The sequence below is a fragment of the Roseomonas sp. TF40 genome (assembly GCF_057219975.1).
Genome location: NZ_JBXVVR010000002.1, coordinates 203156 through 224077, shown reverse-complemented (window position 1 = coordinate 224077; position 20922 = coordinate 203156). Strand labels below are relative to the sequence as shown.

16 protein-coding genes are annotated in these 20922 nt (G+C 72.0%); 7 read left to right on the top strand and 9 right to left on the bottom strand.

The window, feature by feature from the left end; translation table 11 throughout:
- Positions 1-35 precede the first annotated feature (35 nt).
- The 5 genes from addA to tsaE all read right to left on the bottom strand — a co-directional run bounded on the left by addA (position 36) and on the right by tsaE (position 8832).
- Positions 36-3473 (bottom strand): double-strand break repair helicase AddA, encoded by a 3438-nt coding sequence (addA, locus tag AC2D9U_RS07110; RefSeq protein WP_484747669.1) that lies wholly within the window; start codon positions 3471-3473, stop codon positions 36-38.
- A gap of 65 nt (positions 3474-3538) precedes the next feature.
- The gene (gene addB, locus AC2D9U_RS07105; protein ID WP_484747667.1) at positions 3539-6595 is read right to left on the bottom strand and encodes a double-strand break repair protein AddB; all 3057 of its coding nucleotides are present in this window, start codon (positions 6593-6595) and stop codon (positions 3539-3541) included.
- A 70-nt stretch (positions 6596-6665) separates the two neighbouring features.
- Positions 6666-7394, bottom strand: a complete 729-nt coding sequence (locus AC2D9U_RS07100) for a nucleotidyltransferase family protein (RefSeq protein WP_484747665.1) — start codon at positions 7392-7394, stop codon at positions 6666-6668.
- Positions 7391-8377, bottom strand: a complete 987-nt coding sequence (locus AC2D9U_RS07095; protein ID WP_484747664.1) for an aminoglycoside phosphotransferase family protein — start codon at positions 8375-8377, stop codon at positions 7391-7393. Before AC2D9U_RS07095 ends, AC2D9U_RS07100 begins: the two co-directional genes overlap by 4 nt.
- Positions 8374-8832, bottom strand: coding sequence for a tRNA (adenosine(37)-N6)-threonylcarbamoyltransferase complex ATPase subunit type 1 TsaE (gene tsaE, locus AC2D9U_RS07090; RefSeq protein WP_484747662.1), 459 nt, complete (start codon positions 8830-8832; stop codon positions 8374-8376). The genes AC2D9U_RS07095 and tsaE overlap by 4 nt, the downstream gene beginning before the upstream one ends.
- A 124-nt stretch (positions 8833-8956) precedes the next feature.
- On the opposite strand from tsaE, the gene AC2D9U_RS07085 reads away from it, so the two are divergent.
- The 3 genes from AC2D9U_RS07085 (at position 8957) to AC2D9U_RS07075 (ending at position 11814) form a co-directional block, all read left to right on the top strand.
- Complete coding sequence (locus AC2D9U_RS07085; protein WP_484747660.1) at positions 8957-9970, top strand: NAD(P)/FAD-dependent oxidoreductase; 1014 nt, start codon at positions 8957-8959, stop codon at positions 9968-9970.
- A gap of 330 nt (positions 9971-10300) precedes the next feature.
- The gene (locus AC2D9U_RS07080) at positions 10301-10987 is read left to right on the top strand and encodes a fumarylacetoacetate hydrolase family protein (protein ID WP_484747659.1); all 687 of its coding nucleotides are present in this window, start codon (positions 10301-10303) and stop codon (positions 10985-10987) included.
- Positions 10987-11814: an exodeoxyribonuclease III gene (locus tag AC2D9U_RS07075; RefSeq protein WP_484747658.1), complete on the top strand. Its 828-nt coding sequence runs from the start codon at positions 10987-10989 to the stop codon at positions 11812-11814. Before AC2D9U_RS07080 ends, AC2D9U_RS07075 begins: the two co-directional genes overlap by 1 nt.
- Positions 11815-11844: 30 nt before the next feature.
- On the opposite strand, the gene AC2D9U_RS07070 is transcribed toward AC2D9U_RS07075, so the two are convergent.
- Positions 11845-13371 (bottom strand): hypothetical protein, encoded by a 1527-nt coding sequence (locus tag AC2D9U_RS07070; protein ID WP_484747656.1) that lies wholly within the window; start codon positions 13369-13371, stop codon positions 11845-11847.
- A 130-nt stretch (positions 13372-13501) separates the two neighbouring features.
- A complete protein-coding gene (locus tag AC2D9U_RS07065) occupies positions 13502-14482 on the bottom strand; it encodes a Bug family tripartite tricarboxylate transporter substrate binding protein (protein WP_484747655.1) in 981 nt (326 codons plus the stop codon).
- Positions 14483-14611: 129 nt separating this feature from the next.
- Between AC2D9U_RS07065 and AC2D9U_RS07060 the strand changes: the two genes are divergently transcribed.
- From AC2D9U_RS07060 to AC2D9U_RS07045, 4 genes are all read left to right on the top strand, one after another.
- A complete protein-coding gene (locus tag AC2D9U_RS07060; RefSeq protein ID WP_484747653.1) occupies positions 14612-15424 on the top strand; it encodes a creatininase family protein in 813 nt (270 codons plus the stop codon).
- Positions 15417-16826 (top strand): FAD-binding oxidoreductase, encoded by a 1410-nt coding sequence (locus AC2D9U_RS07055; RefSeq protein ID WP_484747651.1) that lies wholly within the window; start codon positions 15417-15419, stop codon positions 16824-16826. Before AC2D9U_RS07060 ends, AC2D9U_RS07055 begins: the two co-directional genes overlap by 8 nt.
- A gap of 228 nt (positions 16827-17054) precedes the next feature.
- Positions 17055-18035, top strand: a complete 981-nt coding sequence (locus tag AC2D9U_RS07050; protein WP_484747650.1) for an NAD-dependent epimerase/dehydratase family protein — start codon at positions 17055-17057, stop codon at positions 18033-18035.
- A gap of 40 nt (positions 18036-18075) precedes the next feature.
- Complete coding sequence (locus AC2D9U_RS07045) at positions 18076-18810, top strand: superoxide dismutase (protein ID WP_484747648.1); 735 nt, start codon at positions 18076-18078, stop codon at positions 18808-18810.
- 27 nt (positions 18811-18837) lie between these two features.
- On the opposite strand, the gene AC2D9U_RS07040 is transcribed toward AC2D9U_RS07045, so the two are convergent.
- Complete coding sequence (locus AC2D9U_RS07040) at positions 18838-19815, bottom strand: ABC transporter permease (RefSeq protein WP_484747646.1); 978 nt, start codon at positions 19813-19815, stop codon at positions 18838-18840.
- 4 nt (positions 19816-19819) lie between these two features.
- A complete protein-coding gene (locus AC2D9U_RS07035) occupies positions 19820-20884 on the bottom strand; it encodes an ABC transporter permease (protein WP_484747644.1) in 1065 nt (354 codons plus the stop codon).
- Positions 20885-20922: the final 38 nt, after the last annotated feature.

Here is a 20922-nt window from a genome sequence, read left to right as displayed (position 1 = left end):
TTCAAGCAAGGGTGCCATCCGACCGTTGCGCGGGGTCATGCAGGCAATGCATGGGCATCCAGCATCTCATCCGGCAGCAGCATGAGCCGCGCGCTGTAGGTCCAGATCAGCGCGCAGGCCACCGCCCGGCCCGGAAAGGCCTGGCGCAGCACGGCGCGATAGGCCGCCATCTGCCGCAGATAGAGGCCCGGCACCCCCTCCAGCGTCTCCGGTGGGGGACGGTTGGTCTTGTAGTCCAGCACCAGCACCCGCTCGGGGGTGATGAGCAGCCGGTCCACCTGCCCGCTCACCAGCCGGTCGCCGATCCGCCCGGCGATCGGCGCCTCGGCCAGGGCGCCGGGCCCGAAGGCCTCGGCGAGTTCGGGCCGGGCGAAGAGGTCCAGCACCTCGCGCAGCGTCTCGGCCTGTTCGGCCGGCGCCAGCCCATGGCCGGGCCGGGCGAGATAGGCGGCGGCGAGGGCAGCGCGGGAGTCGGGCGCCTGCTCGGGCAGATGCTGCAACAGCGCATGCACCAGCCGCCCGCGCCGGAAGCGCCGCCCGGTCGGGTCGCCCGCGCCATGCGGGGCGGCGGCGGGCGTCTCCGTCTCGGCCGGCACGGCGGAAGGGGCCAGCGCATCGAGCACCGCCTCGGGCGGGGCGGGGCGGCGCGCCCAATCGGGCAGGGTGGCGGGGGCATCGGCGCCCTTCTGGTCCTCCGCGCGCGGCGCGGCCGCCTGCGGCGCGGCGAGGCGCCGGAGCGTGGCCTGCTGGAAGCGCGCCTCGGCCGGCGCGCCGAACTCCTGCGGCGCGAAGGGCGCGGTCTCGGCCCCGGCGAAACCCTGGGCGATCAGGTCGTACCAGCTGCCCTCCTTCCAGGGGCGGTCCTTGGGCGGCCTCTTCTGCCAGCCGCAGACCAGCAGCCGATCCTCGGCGCGGGTCAGGGCGACGTAGAGCAGGCGATGCTCCTCCGCCGCGCGGGCCTGTTTCTCGGCCTCCAGCAGGTCGGTGTAGGCGGGGGCGTGATGCGCCGCGTTCGGCGCCCAGAGCGGCAAGGGCGGGCCCTCCTCGGGCATGTGCCAGCGCACATCGCCCTGGTCGCGCCCGGCGCTGGTCGTGTCGGGCAGGATCACCACCGGCGCCTGCAACCCCTTCGCGCCATGCACGGTCATGATGCGCACGGAATCCGCCCCGCCCTCCTGCTCGCGCTTCACCTCGGCGCCGCCGCGCCGCAGCCACTGGAGGAAGCCCTGCAGGCTCGGCGGGTGGCGCGCGCCATGGTCGAGCGCGGCGTTGAGGAATTCCGCCACCGGATCCGCCGCATCCGGCCCGAGCCGCGCCAGCAATCTGCCGAGGCCGCCATGCTCGCCCAGCACCTCGGCATAGAGCGCATGGGGCGTGATGAGGTCGGCGCGGGCCATCAGATGCGCGAGGAAATCCGCCGCCCGTCCTTCCTCCGTGTCGCGCCCGCGCTCGGCCAGCAGGGCGGCCCAGAGGCTGCCCCGGCGCGGCGCGGCCAGCGCCAGCAATTGGTCCTGGCTCAGCCCGATCAGCGGCGAGGTGAGTGCGGCCGCCAGTTGCAGGTCATCCTCCGGCAGCAGCACCGCATCACCCAGCGCCAGCAGGTCCTGCACCGCGAGCTGTTCCACCAGCACCATGCGGTCCGCCCCGCCCACCGGCACGCCGTAGCGCTTCAGCGCGCGCACGAGGCGGGGGATCAGCGCGCCGGAGCGCTTGCGCACCAGCACCAGGATATCGCCCGGCCGCATGGTGCGCCCGCGCGCCGGCAGGGCCTCGCCCGTGCTGAGCCAATGGTGGATCCGCGCCGCCAGCGCCTCGGCCAGCAGCGCATCGGGGCCGGTCGCGGATTCCGGCGCCTCGGGCACTTCCCAGGCCGGCGGCGCGGTGGCCTCGGCGCCATCGAGCATCGGCCAGAGTTCCACCAGCCCCGCCTGGCCCAGCCGGTCGGCGCGATGCGTCAGCACCTCGCCCGGCGCGACCACGCCCTCGCGCGCCGCGCCCTGGGCGAAGACCGCATCCACCAGCGCCAGCACCGGCGCGGTGGAGCGGAAGGAGACCTGCAGCTGCACGTCGCGCAGCTCCGCCTGGGCGAGGGCGGCGCGCCGCGCGAATTCCTGCTTCCAGCGCGCGAAGCCGCCGGGATCGGCGCCCTGGAAGCCGTAGATCGATTGCTTCGTGTCGCCCACGGCGAAGATCGTGCGGGAGCGTTGCGTATCCGCGAAGAATTCCTCGGTCAGCGCGGCGGCGATGCCCCATTGCGCGCGGTTGCTGTCCTGCGCCTCGTCCAGCAGTAGGTGGTCCAGCCCGTTGTCGAGCTTGAACAGCACCCAGGCACTGCCCGGGTCGCGCAGCACGCGCTGCGCGCTGAGGATCAGATCGTCGTAATCCATCAGCCCCGCCGCCTGCTTGCGCTGGCGATAGCCCTCCAGCACCGGCGCGCCGAGGCTGAGCAGCGCGCGCGTGGCGGCGAGCAGGCGCACGGCGCGGCGGCCGCCCTCGATGGCGGCGACGCGCGTGGCTTCCGCGCCGAGGATCGCCGCGCATTCGCCCTGGCGCGGCCCGACATCGCGTGTAGCAAGCCGCGCGCGCGGCGTGGCCTCCAGCGTCAGGAAGATCTTCACCCAGACGGTCCATTGCGCCGCACGCTGCGACGGGGCGAGAGCGAGAAAGTCGAGGATCGCCCGCCCACGCTCCTGGTCGTTCTTGTTTCGGCTTGCTTCGAGCAGCCGTGCGGCGGTGACGAGGTCCGCCCCCGTCTCCGCCACCGCATCCGCGACCAGCGCCCCCTCATGCGCGCCGGCGGGCAGGCCGAGATGCGCCGCGATGGCGGCCAGCAGCCCGGGCAGGTCGTGCGTGGCGCTCAGCGCGGCGGCCAGGCGCTCGCGATCCTTCACCAGGCGCTGCAGCAGCGCGGCGAAGCGATCCGGCGGCACGAGGCCGGCCAGCGCCTCGAGCGCGCCCTGGTGCTGCGCAGGCGCGCCGAGCACGGCCTCCCGCGCCTCGGCCAGCATCGCCGCCGCATCCGCGTCCTCGACCACCGAGAATTGCGGCGCGAGCCCGGCCTCGAGCGGAAAGGCGCGCAGCAGCGACTGGCAGAAGGCGTGGATGGTGCTGATGCGCATGCCGCCGGGCAGGTCCAGCACCTCGGCGAAGAGCTTGCGCGCGCGGTCGAGATCATCACGCTGCGGCGCGCGTTGCAGAAGCTCGGTGAGCTTTTCCGAGAGTTCGGGCTCCGGCAGCACCGCCCAGGCGCCAAGCTCGCGCGCCAGCCGGTTCGCCATCTCCGCCGCCGCGGCCTTGGTGAAGGTCAGGCAGAGAATGGCCCCCGCGCGCGTGCCGGGTGCGAGCAGCAGCCGCAGCACGCGATCGGTCAGCACCTTGGTCTTGCCCGACCCCGCTGAGGCGCCGACCCAGGCCGAGACGAGCGGATCGGAGGCGCGGCCCTGCGCACGCTGCGCTTCCTGACGTGGAGACAAGGATATTGCCTGGCGCGACGGATTCAGACCTCCGGGGCCTTCGCCCCTCCGGTCATCCGGCGCGCTCACTCCTCCTCCTCCGCATCCGCCCATTCGGCGTAGCGCGAAAGCTGGTCGTACTCCGTCCCGCGTGCGCTGCGCCCCGGATGCGGCCGCGCGGGGAAGGCGGCGTCGCCGAGCAGGAAGCGATCCACCAGCGCACCGAGTTTCTCCAGGGCGAGCCCGGCCAGTTCCGCGACATCCGCGGCCTCGCTCGCCATCTCCTTCACCTCGCCGGCCGTCTCGCCCCCCGAGAGCTTCCAATAGGTCAGCGCGCGCGCCTGCCCTTGCAGCGCCTTGCCGAAGCCGCCCTCGGCCAGCATCGCGGCCTCCAGGGGCAATTGCGGCGCGCGGCCATCGGCGAGGTCGGCGGGCTTCGGCGTGGTGCCGGTCTTGTAGTCCAGCACGGCGAAGGATCCGCTGGCGCAGCGATCGATCCGGTCTGCGCGCGCCTTCAGCGTCACCGTCCCGCGCGGGCGTTCCAGCAGCAGCTTGCCTTCGATCTCCGTCCAGCTGCGCACGATGCGCGCCGCCGCGCGCGGCCCGGCCTCCTCCCCGATCACGAAATCGCCGATGCGCGAGAGGCGCGGGCGCCAGAAGGCGGCCAGGGCGGGGCGCGGGCCCTGCGCGGCGAGCGCGGCCTCGGCCTGTTCGGCCCAGATCGCGCGCGCGGCGTCCTCGCCCGGCCAGCTGCCCGGCGTGGCGTCAAGCGCCCGCACGAAGCCGGCCAGCGCGGCGTGCACGATCTGCCCGTAATCCAGCGCACCGACATCGGCATCCAGCGGATCGAGCGGGCGCAGCCGCAGCACGCGCTTCGCGTAGAAGGCGAAGGGATCGGCCAGCAGGTCCCCCACCTCGGTGACGCTGATCTCGCGCGGCCGCAACGCGCGGTCCGGGCGCGGCGCGGGGCGCGGCACGGGCGTGACCGCCTCCGGCTGGTCGAGCAACGCGACAAGGCCAGGCATGGGGCTGCGCGCCAGGCGCAGATCCTGCCCGGCGAGGAAGGTCTCGAGCCGCGTGATCCAGCGCGCCGGCACGGTGGGTGCGCCCCCGCGCCGCGCGGCGCGGGAGAGCACCGCCTCGGGCGCGGCGCAGGCAAACAGACAGAAATCCATGGCGACGCGGCCGATGCGCGTCTCGGGTTCCGGCAGGCCGAAGGCGCTGCGCATCGGCCGGCTCATCCAGGGGCCGGGATCGGTGGCGAGCGGCCAGACCGTCTCGTCCAGCGCGCCGAGCACCACCCGGTCGAAGGTCAGCAGCCGCGCTTCCAGCAGGCCGAGGATCTCGACGCGCGGATGCACGCCGCCATCGCGCCCGCGCGCCGCGCGGATGGAGCGCGCGGCCACGCCCTGCAGCGTCGCGTCGAACAGGCCGGGCCAGAGGCTCGGGCCGATCGGCGGCAGCAGCGCCAAAGCGGGGGCGAGATCCGCGAGATGCGTGGCCAGCACCTCCCCCTCCTCGGCGCCGTAGAGCCTGAGGCCGCCGGGCATGTCGGGCGTGCCGGCCAGCGCCTCGGCGGCGGCGAGTTGGGCGGCGAGCAGATCGGCCGGCGGGCGCGATGCACCGCCCAGCCGTTCGAACCCCGCGAAGGCGCTTGCGAGGGCGGCGTGCAGCGCGAGGAGGCGCGGCTTCGTGTCGCTTTCGGGCAGCGCGTCGATGGCGGCACCCAGCCCGGCAAGGCCACCCTGCGGCCGCGCGCCACGCAGCACCCGGCGCTCGAGAAGCCTGACGGCATCGAGGAAGTCGTTGCGCGCCATCCCGGCGGCCGCGAGCGGATGCTTGAGCAGGGAGAGCAGCGGGACGGGCGCGAAATCCTCGGCCACCACCTGGGCCAGCAGCCGCAGGAAGGCGCCCGTCGGCGTCTCGCCCAGCGGTTCGCCGGCGCTGTCATCGGCGAGGATGCCGTGGCGGATCAGCGCGGCGGAGACGCGGCGCGCAAGGTCGCGATCCGGCGTGACCAGCGCGGCGCGCGCGCCCGGCACGTCCAGCGCCTCCCGCAGCGTCAGCGCGATCGCCGCCGCCTCGGCCTGCGAATCGGGCGCGGCGAGATAGGTGAGCCCCGCAAGGCCCGGCGCCCAGCGCGCCTGCTCGCGCTGCGTCCAGGCCGCCATGCCGGCGGGCGGGCGCAGCGCCATGTCGAGCAGCGCCACGCGCGCGGCGGGCGCGGTGGGGGCGACCCGCGCGCAGCCGGGCCAGCGCGCAACGTCGCGCGGCGCGGCGCCGAGCAGCGTCAGCAGCCGGACCTGGCTCGCCAGCGGATGGGTGGGCGCCTGCGCGACGGACTCCGCCAATTCGCCCAGGGCGGCGCGATCCAGCCCATGCAGCACCACCGCGCCGCGCTTCATGCCGGCGACCACGCGCAGCAGCGCCACGGCGGCGGGGATGGTGCCGCCCACGCCGATGCCCGCCGCGATTACCGGATCGGCCGGCGGAGTCGCGCGCCAGGCCTCGGCCTGCGCCCCCAGGGCCAGCACGCGGCGCAGCCCGATGTCGAGCAGCCCGCGTTCCTCCAGCCAGCCGGTCCAGGCCAGCGCGATGCCGCGCAGGAAGGTGGTGGTGATCTGCCAATGCTGCGCCTGTTCGGGCGGCACCAGCCCCTCGAGCCGCGCCAGCCAGGATTCGGTGAAGGCGGCGGCGCGGTCGGGGGTGAGCAGGCTGGTATCGGCCTCTTCCAGCGCGATCTCGTCGAAGAGCTTCGCGAGTTCGCCGGCGAGGCCCCAGGCCTGTTCCGGCGTGGCCACGCCGCCATGGCGCGGCGGCAGGCGCTGCACCATCGCGGTCAGCACCGCCTGGCGCGTCAGCGCGGGCACCGCCGGCGGCAGGTCGAGCAAGGCGGGCAGCGCCAGCTCATCCGCATCCTCGGTGGAGAGCCCCGCCAAAGCGCGCATGCGCGGCAGCAGCAGCGCCTTGCCCTCGGCGGCGCGCAGGAAGGCGTCGCGCAACCCGCGCGCGGAGCGGCGGGTGGGCAGCAGGATGGTGACGCGCGCCAGCGCCTCGGGCCCCGACCCGCGCAGCTCTTCCAGCACCCCCGCCGCGAGCGCATCCAGGAAGGGCAGCTCGGCGGGGATGTCGAAGAGCCTCATGCGGGACCGTTTCTCCTGGGCTACCGCGGCTGCGAGAAGGGTTGGCGTGGCGGCTTCGAGCGGCCGCGGCTCAAAAAAGGGCGGTGAGCATGCCCGCGCGCAGCATCGTCTCCGCACGGTCGAGGTCGCGCGGGGTGGAGAGGTGGAACCACGCGCCGTCATGCACCAGCCCGTAGAGCCGGCCCGACTCGATGGCGCGGTCATAGATCCGGTTGAGGCTGAAGGGGCCTTCCGGCGTCTCCGCGAACAGGCCGGGCGTGAGGATCTGCACGCCGCCGAATAGATAGGGCGCGATCTCACGCTCCTTCGGGCGGCGGGCGCGGCCCATCGGGTCGAGCAGGAAGTCGCCGCGCCCGGTCTCGCCATCCACCTGATGCGTGCGCACCAGCAGCACCAGCGCGTCCATCTCCGCCGGGTCGAAGGCCGCCGCGAGGCGCTCGAGCGCGGGGGTGGGGCCATCGAGCCAGAAGGCGTCGCCATTCACCACGGCGAAAGGACCGCCGCCCAGATGCGGCAGGGCGGCGCGCACGCCGCCGCCGGTCTCGAGCAGCACCTCCTCGCGCAGCAGCACGCGGCCGGGCGCGTCGTGGTCGGCGACGGCGGCCGCCACCTGGTCGGCGAACCAATGCGCGTTGACGACATGGTGCTGCACGCCCGCATCGCGCAGCCGGTCCAGCGCGTGATGCAGCAGGGAACGCCCCTCCAGCGGCAGCAGCGGCTTGGGCGTGTCCTCGGTCAGCGGGCGCATCCGCGTGCCGAGCCCGGCGGCGAGCACCATGGCGTGGGTGAGCTTGATCATGCCGCACTCTCCTGCACCGCGCGCGGCGTCTGTCGCAGCGCGCGCGGGACATGTCGATCGAGGAAGTCGCGCAGCGGCGCCGTGGAGTCATGGCGCAACGCACGATCGAGCAGCGCCCAGCAGCGCGGCCCGTGGATGAGGTATCCTGGCTTGTGGTCACGCTGCGCGAGCCGCACCCACAGCGCGGCGACGCGCAGATGCCGCTGCGCGGCCATGGCCGCCATCGCCGCGCGGAACCCCGCCGGGTCCAGCTCGGGCCGCAGCGCGAGGTAGTGGTCGATGCAGGCAGCGCGGACATCGCCATCGACATCGCGCCGCGCATCCTCGACCAGCGAGACGAGGTCATAGGCCGGGTGGCCCAGCGCGGCGTCCTGGAAGTCGAGCAGCCCGACATCCGCCGGCGCCGCGCGATCGGGCAGCGGCATGAGGTTGGCCGGGAAGAAATCGCGATGCACGAAGCCCTGCTGCGCGAAGGGCGCGAGCATGGCGTGGATCGCGGCGTTGAACTCGGCCCGGATGGACTCACTGGGTGGCGTGCCGAATTGCGCCGGCCACCACCACTCGAGGAAGGTCGCCGCCGCCGTCTCCGCCATGCGCGCCGCCCCCCATGGGGGCAGGCCCGGCGGCGGCGGGGCGGCGTGCAACCGCGCAAGCGCCGCCGTCGCGGCGAGGTAATGCGGGCGGGCTTCGGCCCCGGCATCGAGCAATTGCGCCACGGTCTGCGCGCCGAAATCCTCGAGCAGGCAGAAACCCTGCGCGACATCGGCGGCGAGGATGCGCGGCGCCGAGAGCCCGATGCCCCGCAGATGCGCCGCGATGGCGATGAAGGGGCGGATATCCTCCTGCGGTGGCGGCGCATCCATCAGCAGCACGCCCCCCGCCAGCCGCACATAGCGGCGGAAGGACGCATCGGCCGGCAGCGCCACGCGCGGTGTCGCGGCATGGCCCTGCGCGGCGAGAAAGGCCTCGGCTTCCGGCCTCACGCGGCGAGCCCTGCAAGCCGCTCGGGCCAGCCGGCGAGGGTCGCGATGCGCGCGTCCTCCTCCAGCCCGGCGGCGAGGCTGACCGCCAGCGCGCCATCCGGCCGCAGCGCGCCCAGCCGGTCGGGCCATTCCACCAGCACGATGCCCGCGCGCGCTTCCTCCCAGCCCAGCTCGGCCAGTCCCTGGGGCCCGTCGAGTCGCCAGAGGTCGAAATGGAAGGCGGTGGTGCCGGGCAGGGCGTATTCCTGCACCAGGGTGAAGGTGGGCGAGGGCACTTCGAGGCCGGCATCGCCGCTCGCCGCGCGCAGGAAGGCGCGGCAGAAGCTCGATTTCCCGGCGCCCAGCGGGCCCTCCAGCAGCACCGCATCGCCCGGCCGCGCCAGGGCCGCGACACGCGCCGCCAGCGCCGCGGTGGCGGCTTCGTCAGGCAGGTCGAGGCGCAAGGGGTCCGGCATCCGGGCGCAATCTGCCCCCGCGCCACCCCTCGACACAAGGCAGGGCTGGCCAATCTGCACGCCACGCCTTGATCCCGCGCGGCGCTTCGGCCAAGGGATCGCGGATTGCAAGGGGATGCGGGCAATGGCGTCGGTGATCGAGACGGATGTGGCCATCATCGGCGCGGGGCCCGTGGGGCTCTTCGCCGTCTTCGAATGCGGCATGCTGCGCATGAAATCCGTGGTGATCGACACGCTCGAGGCCATCGGCGGCCAGTGCAGCGCGCTCTACCCCGAGAAGCCGATCTACGACATCCCCGCCCATCCCGAGGTCACGGGGGGCGATCTCATCGCCGCGCTGGAGAAGCAGGCCGCGCCCTTCAGCCCGCTCTACCTGCTTGGCCGGCGCGTGGAGGGGCTGACGCAGACCGAGGGCGGCTTCGTGCTGACCACCAGCGCGGGCGACAGCGTGCGCGCCAAGGCGGTGATCCTGGCCGCGGGCGCGGGCGCCTTCGGCCCCAACCGCCCGCCGCTGGAGCGGCTTGCCGAATTCGAGGCCACGGGTGCGGTGCGCTACATGGTCGCACGGCGCGAGGAGTTCCGCGGCAAGCGCGTGGTGATCGCAGGCGGCGGCGACTCGGCGGTGGATTGGGCACTCAGCCTGAAATCGGTGGCCGCGCGGGTCACCGTGGTGCACCGGCGCGACAAGTTCCGCTGTGCGCCGGAATCGGCCGCACAGCTCAAGGAAGCCGGCGAGCGGGGCGAGATCGACCTCGCCATCCCCTACCAGCTGCAGGGGCTGGAGGGCGAATCGGGCGCGCTGACCGGGGTGACGCTGGCGACGCTGAAGGGCGAGGTGAAGACCGTGTCGGCGGACCACCTGCTGGCCTTCTTCGGCCTGTCCATGGAGTTGGGCCCGATCGCCGAATGGGGGTTGGGGCTGGAGCGCAGCCATGTGGCGGTCGCCCCCGCCACCTGCGAAACGAACATCCCCGGCCTGCACGCCATCGGCGACATCGCGACCTATCCCGGCAAGCTGAAGCTGATCCTGCAGGGCTTCTCGGAAGCCGCGATGGCGGCGCACGCCATCCATCCGCGCGTCTTCCCCGGTGAGGCGCTGCACTTCGAATACTCCACCAGCAAGGGCGTGCCGGCCTGAAGCGGCCGCCCGGCGATCGCGGGCGTGAAGCGCTGGGGTCACGTCCGCGCGAACTTTCCGCCCCTGCCACAATTCGCCTTTTGCAATCCGCGTGGCAGGCGCGCTACTCTCCCGAAGCCGGCGTCTTCCGCTGGCGGCGGTCCCGGTTCCCCTGCCGGCCCGCCCGACCACTCCGATCGGAACTACGGTTGAAGAGTGCGCCCGGTCACCCCCCTGACCGGGCGTTTTCTTTGGCGGGTCTCTGCAAGCGATTGCGGCCGCGCCCTTGCGCGGGCGCGCGGGCGTTCTATGGTCCCGCCCGTTTCAGAACACCCGAAGGATCGACCCCGCATGGCCGAGTATGTGATTCCCCCGCCCGCCCAGGCCTTCCTGCCGGTCGCCGGCGGCGGCAAGTTCCCGGTGCGCCGCATCTTCTGCGTCGGCCGCAACTATGCCGAGCACGCCATCGAGATGGGCTCCGACCCGACGCGCGAGCCGCCCTTCTACTTCGCGAAGCCGGCCGATGCGGTCGTGATCAACGGCGCCGACATGCCCTATCCGGCCGCTACCAAGTCGCTGCACCATGAGATGGAGCTGGTGGTCGCCATCGGTACCGGCGGCGTGAACATCGCCCAGGCCGACGCGCTGAAGCATGTCTGGGGCTGGTGCTGCGGCCTGGATATGACGCGCCGCGACCTGCAGAACGAGGCGAAGAAGACCGGCCGCCCCTGGGACATGGGCAAGGGCTTCGACCTCTCCGCGCCGATGGGCCTGCTGGTGAAGCACGATGGCAGCTTCGACGGCTCCAAGGGCAAGATCGAGCTGAAGGTGAACGGCAAGGTCACGCAGACCTCCGACCTCGCCAAGCTGATCTGGTCGGTGCCGGAAGTGATCTCCAACCTCTCCGGCCTGGTGCGGCTCGAGCCCGGCGACCTGATCATGACCGGCACGCCCGAGGGCGTGGCCGCCGTGGTCAAGGGCGACCTGCTGGAAGGCATGGTCGAGGGCGTGGGCACCATCACCACCCGGATTGTTTGATGCCGGCCCGGCAGCCGCTGCGAATCGCGACCTGGAACATCAACTCGGTCCGGTTGCGGCTGCCGCTGCTGGCGGATCTCGTCGGGGCCCTCGCCCCCGACGTGATCTGCCTGCAGGAAACCAAATGCCCCGACGAGCTCTTCCCGCATGAGGGCATCGCCGCCCTTGGCTTCGCGCATCGCGTGGTGCGCGGGCAGAAGGGCTACAACGGCGTCGCCATCCTCTCCCGCCTGCCGCTGACGCTGCACGAGGAGACACCCGACTGGTGTGGCAAGGGGGATTGCCGGCACATCGCGGCCCTGGTCGACGCGCCGGGCGGGCCGGTCGAGCTGCACGACTTCTACATCCCCGCCGGCGGCGACATCCCCGACCGCGCGAAGAACGAGAAGTTCGCCCACAAGCTCGATTTCGTCGCCGAGGCTACCGCCTGGTCGGCCGCGCGTCACGCCGCCGGCGGCTTCAAGCGCGCCGTGCTGGTGGGCGACCTCAACATCGCCCCCCTCGAACATGATGTCTGGTCGCACAAGCAGCTGCTCGACGTGGTCTCGCACACGCCGGTCGAGACCGAGGCGCTGACCGCGATGATGCGCGCCGGCGCCTGGCACGACGCGCTGCGCCACTTCGTGCCCCACGACCAGAAGCTCTACACGTGGTGGAGCTACCGTGCGGCGGATTGGCGTGCGTCCGATCGCGGGCGGCGGCTCGACCATGTCTGGGTCTCGCCGGACCTCGCGGGGGGCCTTGTGAGCCACACCGTGCTGAAGGATGCGCGGGGCTGGGAGAAGGCCTCGGACCACGTGCCGGTGCTGGTTGAGATCGCCACCTGAGGGGTTTGGCCCGGCGACCGCCAGTCGGGGCTACAGACGTACGCGCGCTAGACCGAAGGAAGGCGCTTCCGGCCGCCTTTGAGGCACGGGACTCACGCGCGCAGGCAGGCCCGCAGGCAGGTTCATGAGCGCTTGCGCGGCAGTCACGCCCGAATCGCGTCGCTCCAGGTATTGTACCCACCTATGGTTTGCTCGCAGCCGCGCAGCGAAGGCATCGGGCGGCGCCCCGTACATGGCATTGCAGAACTGCACGGCGTCCTGAATCTCGTTCTCATCCGCTGGCAGAGCGGCATCGGCGATGGAGAAGTGTAGCGCCGCACCCATGCCCACAGCCGCGGGACGGGTGAAGTCGCGCTCGAGTGCGAGGGTGCCGAAACGCCCCGCGACGAGACGCGCCTGGGCCTGGCCCGGCGTGTTGGCACTCATCCCCATCACGCGATTGATGTTGCTTAGCATCTGCGCGCGTTGCGCGTCGAACTCACCAGGGAAGGCCGCAGCCGATCGGGGCGGATCCGCAGGTTTTGGCGCCGCGTTGTCCCCGGAGGGCGGCGTGACGACGGGGGCGCCGGGCAACGACACCACGGCTGGCGCCTGCGGCCGATTGGCCAGCGCGCTGGCGAACTCCAGGCCGAGCCGCACCACCGCCACATCCTCGGTTAGGAAGTTGAAGGTAACACCGGACGCATAGAGAACGCGGTTGGCGACGATGATCCTGATCCCGGCACTCTCAAGCTGGTCAAATCGGGCGGCGCAGAAATCCCTGCCCGCGGTTCCACCGTTTCGTGTCTCGTTCAGCGAAAGAGATCGCGCCAGCATTAGGGGGGTCAGCGGATTGTGGATACGCACATTGCGCCCCGTTCCGCCCGGCACTCTTTGGCCCGAACGCGCTGCGACTTCCCGGGCATGGGCCTCGCTTTGCGCTTGCCGCACCCGCTCGATCGCAACGTCCTCAACCAAACGCGAGCCGCGCAATTCTTCGAGCGTCAACGTCTGGAGATGCCGCAATTCAACACGCGTCGCGGCTCCGCTCGACCAGCCGATTCCAAGCGAGGCACCGATATTGCCCAGCAGGCCGGCTCCGGCGATCTCTCCTTCGCTGAAACGGCCCACCTCCAATGCTGGGATCGCCGCCTCGCGGAGCCGCGTCACATGGGTCGCTGTGGTGGGCTGCATGTGGCTCGCTACGCGATGCTGGCCCCGCAATTGACCGCAATCCCGGTCGGCGTTCACAGCGCCACTGACGCCAGCCGTGGCTTGCAATACACCCTCATCGTTCCGCACAAGCGAGTCCGAGACAAGGCGGTCCTGTTCCTGGAAGCAGAGCTGTCGGGCCAAAGGCCCGCGCGGTGCCGCGGTGATCCGCACGAGGTCGAGATAATGAGCATTTGGCAGATGTAGGAAGACATCCCCCACCATCACATCTTCGGAAGGTGGGTAGATCGGGAACAGGCCGAGCTGGCTGATCGCCTCGCTCCACTGTGCTTCGGCATCCAACCGCGCAGGCGCCAAGGCGCATCCCGAAAGGCCCAGGCCGGCCGCCAAGGCCAGAACAAACATGGGAGAAGAAGGACGCAATTTTTTGCCCGCCTCTGGCTTTGTTGCCAAATAGGACCTCTGCCAACTCAATTCTGTCAATGAACTAATTGCTGTCGGACATGCTCGCCCGCGCCCACCAATCGGGCAGCGCTCAATCCGTGACGGTCAGCCCCAGCCAGGTGATCACCGCCCCCCAGCGCGCCGTCTCGCGCCGCTTCAGCGCCGTCATCTCCTCGGGCGAGGAGCCGACGATCTCGGCCCCTGTCGCCTCCATGCCGCCACGCGCCGCGGGGTCGCGCGCCATCGCCTCGCGGGTCAATTGCGCGAGCCGCTCGGCCGCCGCAGGGGGGAAATTCGCCGGCGCGATGATCCCGGTCCAGCCGAAGAAGCTGGCTTCCGCCGGCTCGCCCACCTCGATCAGCGTCGGCACCTCGGGCATCTGCGCCACGCGCCGCGCGCCGGTCTGGGCGAGCGCCACCAGCGCGCCGGCATTGATGTGCTGCAGCGCCGAGAAGGGCGAGTGGAACATCACCTCCACGCGCCCGGCCAGCAGGTCGAGCGTCGCCGGGGCGAAGCCGCGATAGGGCACGTGCTCGAGGTCGAGTCCCAGCCGCTGCTTGAACTCCTCCATCGCCAGATGGGTCGTCGTGCCCGGCCCGATGGAGGCGTAGCGATAACGCCCCGGCGCGGCCCGCACCGCGGCGAGGAACTCCGCCCAGGTCCTGGCGGGAAAGGACGGATGCACCGTCAGCACGAAGGGGGAGCGCGTCAGCAGCGTCACGTTGCTGAAGGCCGTGGCGGGGTCGTAGGGCAGGCCGGGGTTGAGCAGCCGCGCCGTGGTGGTCGGCCCGCCGAAGACGAGCCCCAGCACATGCCGGTCGGTTGCCGAAGCGACCGCCTGCGCCGTGATGGCGCCGCCCGCGCCGGGCCGGTTCTCCACCACGAAGGGCTGGCCCAGCGCGGTCTGGTAGTGGCCGGCCAGCGCGCGCGCCATCTGGTCGCTGCCCGGCCCCGGCGGGGTCATCACCACCAGACGCACGGCGCGCTCCGGCCACGGGGTCTGCGCCTGGGCAGCCGGCGCGAGCAGGCCGAGCGGGGCGCCGAGCAGCAGGCGGCGGGGCACCAACGGCATGGGCGGGAATCCTGTACGGGGGCGGTGAAAGGCTGCCAGAGCCGCCGCGCGCCTGTCCATGCTGCTTGCGCGGCGACCGGCGCTTGGATATCCGCAACACCCGATCCCCCCGCGCAACAAGGCTTCCCCTTGCCCGGCCCACGCTTCTGGCAGGATTTGACCTGGCCCGAATTCCGCGACCTGCCGGCGAACACCATCGCGGTGCAGCCCGTGGCCGCGATCGAGCAGCACGGCCCGCATCTGCCCGTCGCGGTGGACCGCCTGATCGGCGAGGGCGTGCTCGGCGCCACCCTCGCGAAGCTGCCGGCGGATCTGCCCGTGCTGGTGCTGCCGATGCAGGCGGTGGGGCTCTCGGTCGAGCATCTGCACTATCCCGGCACGCTGACCGCATCGCCCGAGACGCTGCTCGCGCTGCTCACCGACATCGGCGCGAGCGTGGCGCGCGCGGGGGTGCGGCGGCTGGTCTTTCTCAACAGCCATGGCGGCAATGTGCCGGTGCTGGAGACGGCGGCGCGGCGGCTGCGCATCGACCACGCCATGCTGGTGCTGACCACCGCCTGGGCGCGCATGGCCAGGCCCGAAGCGCTGCGCGACCCGGTCGAGGGGGTCTGGGGAATCCATGCGGGGCGGGAGGAAACCAGCCTGATGCTGACCCTCGCGCCCGATCTGGTCCGCATGGACCGCGCGCGGGATTTCGCCAGCCGCTGGCAGGCGATGGCGAATGCCGCGCCCGCGCTGCACCCCCAGGCGGGCGCGCCCTTCGGCTGGCTGGCCGAGGACCTGCAACCGGCCGGCGCGGTGGGCGATGCGCAGGGGGCCACCGCCGAACGGGGCGCCGCCCTCCTGGACAATGCGGCAACGCACCTCAGCTTGAGGCTGCAAGAACTCGCCGCCTTCGATCTCGACACCTGGCTCTCCGAGGAACCAAGCCCGCATGCCTGACGTCGCCGCCGTGATGGCCGCCCTGCCCGCGCTCGACTGGACCACCGACCCGGCCCTGGTGCGGCAGAAGTCGCGCGACTTCTTCTGGTACTCGCCCGTGCTCAAGCGCCAGCTCAACAAGGTGACGGGCGAGGCGGTGGTGACACCGCGCAGCGAGGCCGAGCTGATCGCCCTGCTCGCCACCGCCTACGCCCATGACGCGCCGGTGACGGCGCGCGGCGCGGGCACGGGCAATTACGGCCAGGCCATGCCGCTGCAGGGGGGCATCGTGCTCGACATGACGGGCTTCGACCGCATCCTCTGGGCCAAGCCCGGCGTGGCGCGGATCGAGGCGGGCGCGAAGCTGATCGACATCGATGCCGCGCTGCGCGCGCAGGTCGGCGGCGAGCTGCGCTTCCACCCCTCGACGCTGCGCACCGCCACGCTTGGCGGTTTCGTCGCGGGCGGGTCGGGCGGCGTGGGCAGCACCACCTATGGCGGGCTGCGCGAGCCGGGCAACCTCTTCGGCCTCAAGGTCATCACCATGGAGGCCGCGCCGCGCGTGCTGGAGCTGCGCGGCACCGACATCGCCCAGGCCAACCACGCCTATGGCACCAACGGCATCATCACCGAGATCGAACTGCCCCTGGCGCCGGCCTGGGATTGGGTGGACGTGGTCGTGGCCTTCCCCTCGCTGATGGGCGCGGCGCGCTTCGCGGATGCCTTCACGCGCATGGATGGCGTGGCGAAGAAGCTCGCCTGCGTCGTGCCCGCGCCGCTGGCCCAGAACCATTTCAAGGCCTGGGGCGGCCGCGTGCCGGCGGGCATGGCGGTGGCCTGCCTGATGATCGCGGCGCCTTTCCTCGAAGCGGTCGAGCCGCTGATCGCCGGGCATGGCGGGCTCGAGATCCTGCGCGAGCCCACGGCCGAGGCCGCGGTGCCGCTCTACGAGCATTCCTGGAACCACACGACGCTGCAGATCCTCAAGACCGACAAGACCATCACCTATCTGCAGAACCTGTTCCCGGCGCCGAACCACCTCGAGCTGATCGCGAAGCTCGAGAAGCAGTTCGGCGATGAGGTGCTCTACCATCTGGAATTCGTGCGCTTCGGCGGCCCGGTCTGTGCCGTGGGGCTCCCCATCGTGCGCTTCACCACGGAAGAGCGGCTGGAGGAGATCATGCGCCTGCATGAGGAAGCGGGTTCGGCCATCTTCAACCCGCACACCTTCCTGCTGGAAGAGGGCGGCATGAAGCGCGTGGACCAGGCGCAGCTCGACTTCAAGCGGCTGGCCGACCCGAAGGGGCTGCTCAACCCCGGCAAGATGGCCGCCTGGGGCAACCCGGACTGGCAGCCGGGCAAGACCCAGACCGTGGCGCTCTACGAGACCGACTACGAACCGCCGGCCGAGGTGCTGGAGTAGCCCGCGGGGGGGATGGCCGGCGCCCGGATGGCGGCGCGCGGGCTGCGCCGCTAGAGCACGCCGCGTTCTCATGAACCCAGCTCGTGCTCCAGAAACCATTGAATCTAGAGCAAGAAATGCGTTCAGATGATTCCATCTGAACGCCTATTGCTCTATACGGGGGCAAACCACGGTGAGGACCGCCCCCTGCATGCCTGATCGCCCGCCCGCGCCGGGGTGCCGCTGAGCATGGGCAAGGTGCTGGTCACCGGCGCAGCGGGCTTCATCGGCGCGCATCTGTGCCAGGCCCTGCTGGCGCGCGGCGAGCAGGTGGTGGGTCTCGACAATCTCAACGCCTATTACGACCCGGCGCTGAAGGAGGCCCGGCTTGCGGCGCTGACCGGCGCGGCCGCCCCCGGCGCCTTCGCCCTGCACCGCATCGACCTGGCCGACAGCGACGCCGTGCTGGGCCTGATGCGCGCCGAGACGGGGATCGACCGCGTCGCGCATCTCGGCGCCCAGGCGGGCGTGCGCTGGTCGCTCGAGGCGCCCTTCGCCTATACGGCCGCCAACGTCACCGGCTCGCTCTCGATCCTCGAGGGCGTGCGCCGGGCGGAGGGGCGGATCCGCCACACCGTCTATGCCTCGACCAGCTCGGTCTATGGGTCGCGCCGCGACGGGCCGTTCCGGGAGAGCGACGTGGCGGACCGCCCGGCCTCGCTCTATGCGGCGACCAAGCTCGGCGTGGAGATGATGGCGAAATCCTATGCCGATCTCTACGCCCTGCCGCTGACGGGGCTGCGCTTCTTCACCGTCTATGGCCCCTGGGGCCGGCCCGACATGGCCTATTGGCTGTTCACCGAGGCGATGCTCCAGGGCCGCCCGATCGCGCTGTTCAACCAGGGCGACATGCGGCGGGACTTCACCTACATCGACGACATCGTGGCCGGCGTGATCGCGGCGCTCGACCACCCGCCGGCCGCACCCGCGCACCGGCTCTACAACATCGGCAACAGCCACCCCGAGCAGCTGCTCGACATGGTGGCGATGCTGGAGGAATTGCTGGGCGTGCGCGCGATCCGCGACCTCAGGCCGATGCAGCCGGGCGACGTGCCCGCCACCTATGCCGATGTCTCGGCCATGCGGCGCGATTTCGGCTGGGCGCCGACCACCGATTTGCGTACCGGGCTTGGCCGATTTGTCGCGTGGTGGCGCGGGCATTTCGGGTAAGCTCGTTCTCAGTCCTTCACGAACCAAGGGGAACGCCTCAATGACCGCCCTCTCCCGCCGCAGCCTGCTCGGCGCCGCCACGCTGGTGGTGCCCGCGCTCTTCGCCGTCCCGCGCACGGGCTTCGCCCAGGCCGCCGCACCCGCCACGGGCCCGCACACCCATGCGCCCCTGCCCTATGCCTTCGACGCGAACGAGGCCGCGATCGATGCGCGCACCATGGAGCTGCATTGGCGCTTCCATCACGGCGCGCAGGTCACGAACCTGAACAACGCACTGCGCGAGCACAGTGCGCTGCAGGCCCTGCCGCTCGACCAGCTCTTGATGAATCTCGGCCAGGTGCCGGAGAGCGTGCGCACCGCCGTGCGCAACAATGGCGGCGGCCACGCCAATCACACCATGTTCTGGGCCATCATGGGCGGGCGCGGCGGCGAGCCGACGGGCGCGCTGGCGGCTGCGATCGCGCAGGATTTCGGCGATTTCGCCACCTTCCGCACGCGCTTCAACGCGGCGGCGAATGGCGTGTTCGGCTCGGGCTGGGCCTTCGTCACCGTCACGCGCGAAGGCCGGCTCGCCATCGTTACGCGGCCGAACCAGGACAATCCGCTGTTCGACGGGCAGCGTGTGCTGATGGGCAACGACGTGTGGGAGCACGCCTACTACCTGCGCTACCAGAACCGCCGTGCCGAATACTCCACGAATTGGTGGAACGTGCTCGACTGGGCGAAGATCGGCGCGCGCTACGACGCGGCGCGGGCGGGCACGCTCGGCGTTTGATGCACCAGGGGAGGGCGCGGCTCTCCCCTACCTTTCCTTCACATAGGGCACGCCGGCCGCTTTCGGCGGCACGGCGCGCCCGACGAAGCCGGCCAGAAGCACCACCGTCAACACATAGGGCAGCGCCTGCACCGCCTGCACCGGGAAGGCCACGCCCAGGCCCGGGATCGGCACGCCCTGCAGGCGGATCGCCACCGCATCGAGCAGCCCGAAGGCGAGGCAAGTGGCCAGCACCGGCCCCGGCTTCCAGGCGCCGAGGATCAGCGCGGCCAGCGCGATGAAGCCGCGCCCGGCCGTCATCTCCGTGCCGAACCCCGCCCCCTGCGCGGTCGAGATCGCCGCCCCCGCCACGCCGCAGAGCACGCCCGCGATCAGCACCCCCGCATAGCGCAGCCGCGCGACCGAGATGCCGGCCGCATCCACCGCGCCCGGATTCTCGCCACAGGCGCGCAGCCTGAGCCCGAAGCGCGTGCGCCACAGCACGAAGCTCGCCACCGGCACCAGCGCGAAGGCGATGTAGACCGGCGCGGTGTGCCCGCCGACCACCGAGACCAGCAGCCGCCCGAGCACCGGGATCTGCCCGATCACCTCGGCGCCGGGCAGCGGCAGGGCCGGGAAGCGCGCCGATGGCGGCAGGGGCGGCGTCTGCCCGCCCATGCGGAACCAGGCGATGGCCAGCGTCGCCGTCAGCCCCACCGCCAGCACGTTGATCGCCATGCCCGAGACCACCTGGCTGCCGCGCAGCGTGACGCAGGCCAGCCCATGCACCAGCGCCAGCGCGCTGGAGGCCAGGATCGCCACACCCAGCCCCATCCAGACGCTGCCGGTGACCGAGGCCGTGGCGGCGGCGGCGAAGGCGCCGGCGAGCATCTTGCCCTCCAGCCCCACATCCACCACGCCCGCGCGCTCCGCGAAGAGCCCCGCCAAAGCGGCCAGGATCAGCGGCGTGGCGGTGCGCAGAGTGGCCGCGAGCACCGAGACGATGAGGTCGAGCGCGCCCTCCATCCCCTCAGCCCCCCCGCGCCAGCAGCCGGGCCAGCGGCGCGCGCAGCAACCCGCCGAGCGCGCCGGTGAACAGGATCACGAGGCCCTGCACCACCAGCACCAGGTCGCGCGGCACTTCCGGCATCTCGAAGGCGAGTTCCGCGCCCCCCTGCGCCAGCGCGCCAAACAGCAAGGCGGCGGCCAGCACGCCGGCCGGGTGGTTGCGCCCCATCAGCGCCACCGCGATGCCGGTGAAGCCCGCACCCCCGGTGAAGTTCAGCAGCAGCTTCTGGTGCGTGCCGAGCAACTCGTTCACCGCGATGCCGGCGGCCAGCGCGCCGGAGATCGCCATGGCGAGGATGATGCGCGCCCCGTGGTCGATGCCCGCATAGCGCGCGGCCTCGGGGTTCGCACCCGCGACGCGCAGCCCGTAGCCCCAGGGCGTGCGCCAGACCAGCAGCCACACGCCGAGCGCGGCCAGAAGGGCGAGGATCAGCGTGACATTCACCGGCGCATGGCCGGGAAAGCCGAAGGCCGAGAGCGGCGGCAAGGCCGTGGCGAAGCGGCGTGTCTCGGGCGCCATCTGGCCCGGCTCGATCAGCACGTTCACCAGCAGGTAGACCAGCAGGCTCGCCGCGATGAAGTTGAACATGATGGTGGTGATGACGATGTGGCTGCCGCGCCGCGCCTGCAGCCAGCCCGGCACCGCGCCCCAGAGCGCGCCCCCCGCCGCCCCGCCGAGGATGGCGAGCGGCAGCAGCAGCGCCGCCGGCAGCGCCGCATCGAGGCCGAGGCAGACGAGCGCCAGCGCCAGCCCGCCGATTGCCGCCTGGCCCTCGACGCCGATGTTGAACAGCCCGCACTTGAAGGCGATGGCCACGGCAAGGCCCGCGAAGATCATGTCGGTGGCGTAGAACAGCGTGTAGCCCACGGAATCCCACGATCCGAAGCTGCCTATCAGCAGCGCGCGCATGGCCCCCACCGGTGATTGCCCCGCCGCCAGCACGACCAGCGCCGAGACGCCGAGGGCGAGGGCCAGGTTGAGCAGCGGCAGCAGCAACAGATCGGCCCAGGGTGGCAATGGCCTCATGTGGTTGCATCCTCAGACGCCGGGCGCCTCGGCCCTGC

Excerpts from the sequence above, each read along its gene's own strand:
- addB (WP_484747667.1), bottom strand. The coding sequence starts at position 6,595 with ATGAGGCTCTTCGACATCCCCGCCGAGCTGCCCTTCCTGGATGCGCTC.
- AC2D9U_RS07100 (WP_484747665.1), bottom strand. The coding sequence starts at position 7,394 with ATGATCAAGCTCACCCACGCCATGGTGCTCGCCGCCGGGCTCGGCACG.
- tsaE (WP_484747662.1), bottom strand. The coding sequence starts at position 8,832 with ATGCCGGACCCCTTGCGCCTCGACCTGCCTGACGAAGCCGCCACCGCG.
- AC2D9U_RS07085 (WP_484747660.1), top strand. The coding sequence starts at position 8,957 with ATGGCGTCGGTGATCGAGACGGATGTGGCCATCATCGGCGCGGGGCCC.
- AC2D9U_RS07080 (WP_484747659.1), top strand. The coding sequence starts at position 10,301 with ATGGCCGAGTATGTGATTCCCCCGCCCGCCCAGGCCTTCCTGCCGGTC.
- AC2D9U_RS07075 (WP_484747658.1), top strand. The coding sequence starts at position 10,987 with ATGCCGGCCCGGCAGCCGCTGCGAATCGCGACCTGGAACATCAACTCG.
- AC2D9U_RS07070 (WP_484747656.1), bottom strand. The coding sequence starts at position 13,371 with ATGTTTGTTCTGGCCTTGGCGGCCGGCCTGGGCCTTTCGGGATGCGCC.
- AC2D9U_RS07065 (WP_484747655.1), bottom strand. The coding sequence starts at position 14,482 with ATGCCGTTGGTGCCCCGCCGCCTGCTGCTCGGCGCCCCGCTCGGCCTG.
- AC2D9U_RS07055 (WP_484747651.1), top strand. The coding sequence starts at position 15,417 with ATGCCTGACGTCGCCGCCGTGATGGCCGCCCTGCCCGCGCTCGACTGG.
- AC2D9U_RS07050 (WP_484747650.1), top strand. The coding sequence starts at position 17,055 with ATGGGCAAGGTGCTGGTCACCGGCGCAGCGGGCTTCATCGGCGCGCAT.
- AC2D9U_RS07045 (WP_484747648.1), top strand. The coding sequence starts at position 18,076 with ATGACCGCCCTCTCCCGCCGCAGCCTGCTCGGCGCCGCCACGCTGGTG.
- AC2D9U_RS07040 (WP_484747646.1), bottom strand. The coding sequence starts at position 19,815 with ATGGAGGGCGCGCTCGACCTCATCGTCTCGGTGCTCGCGGCCACTCTG.
- AC2D9U_RS07035 (WP_484747644.1), bottom strand. The coding sequence starts at position 20,884 with ATGAGGCCATTGCCACCCTGGGCCGATCTGTTGCTGCTGCCGCTGCTC.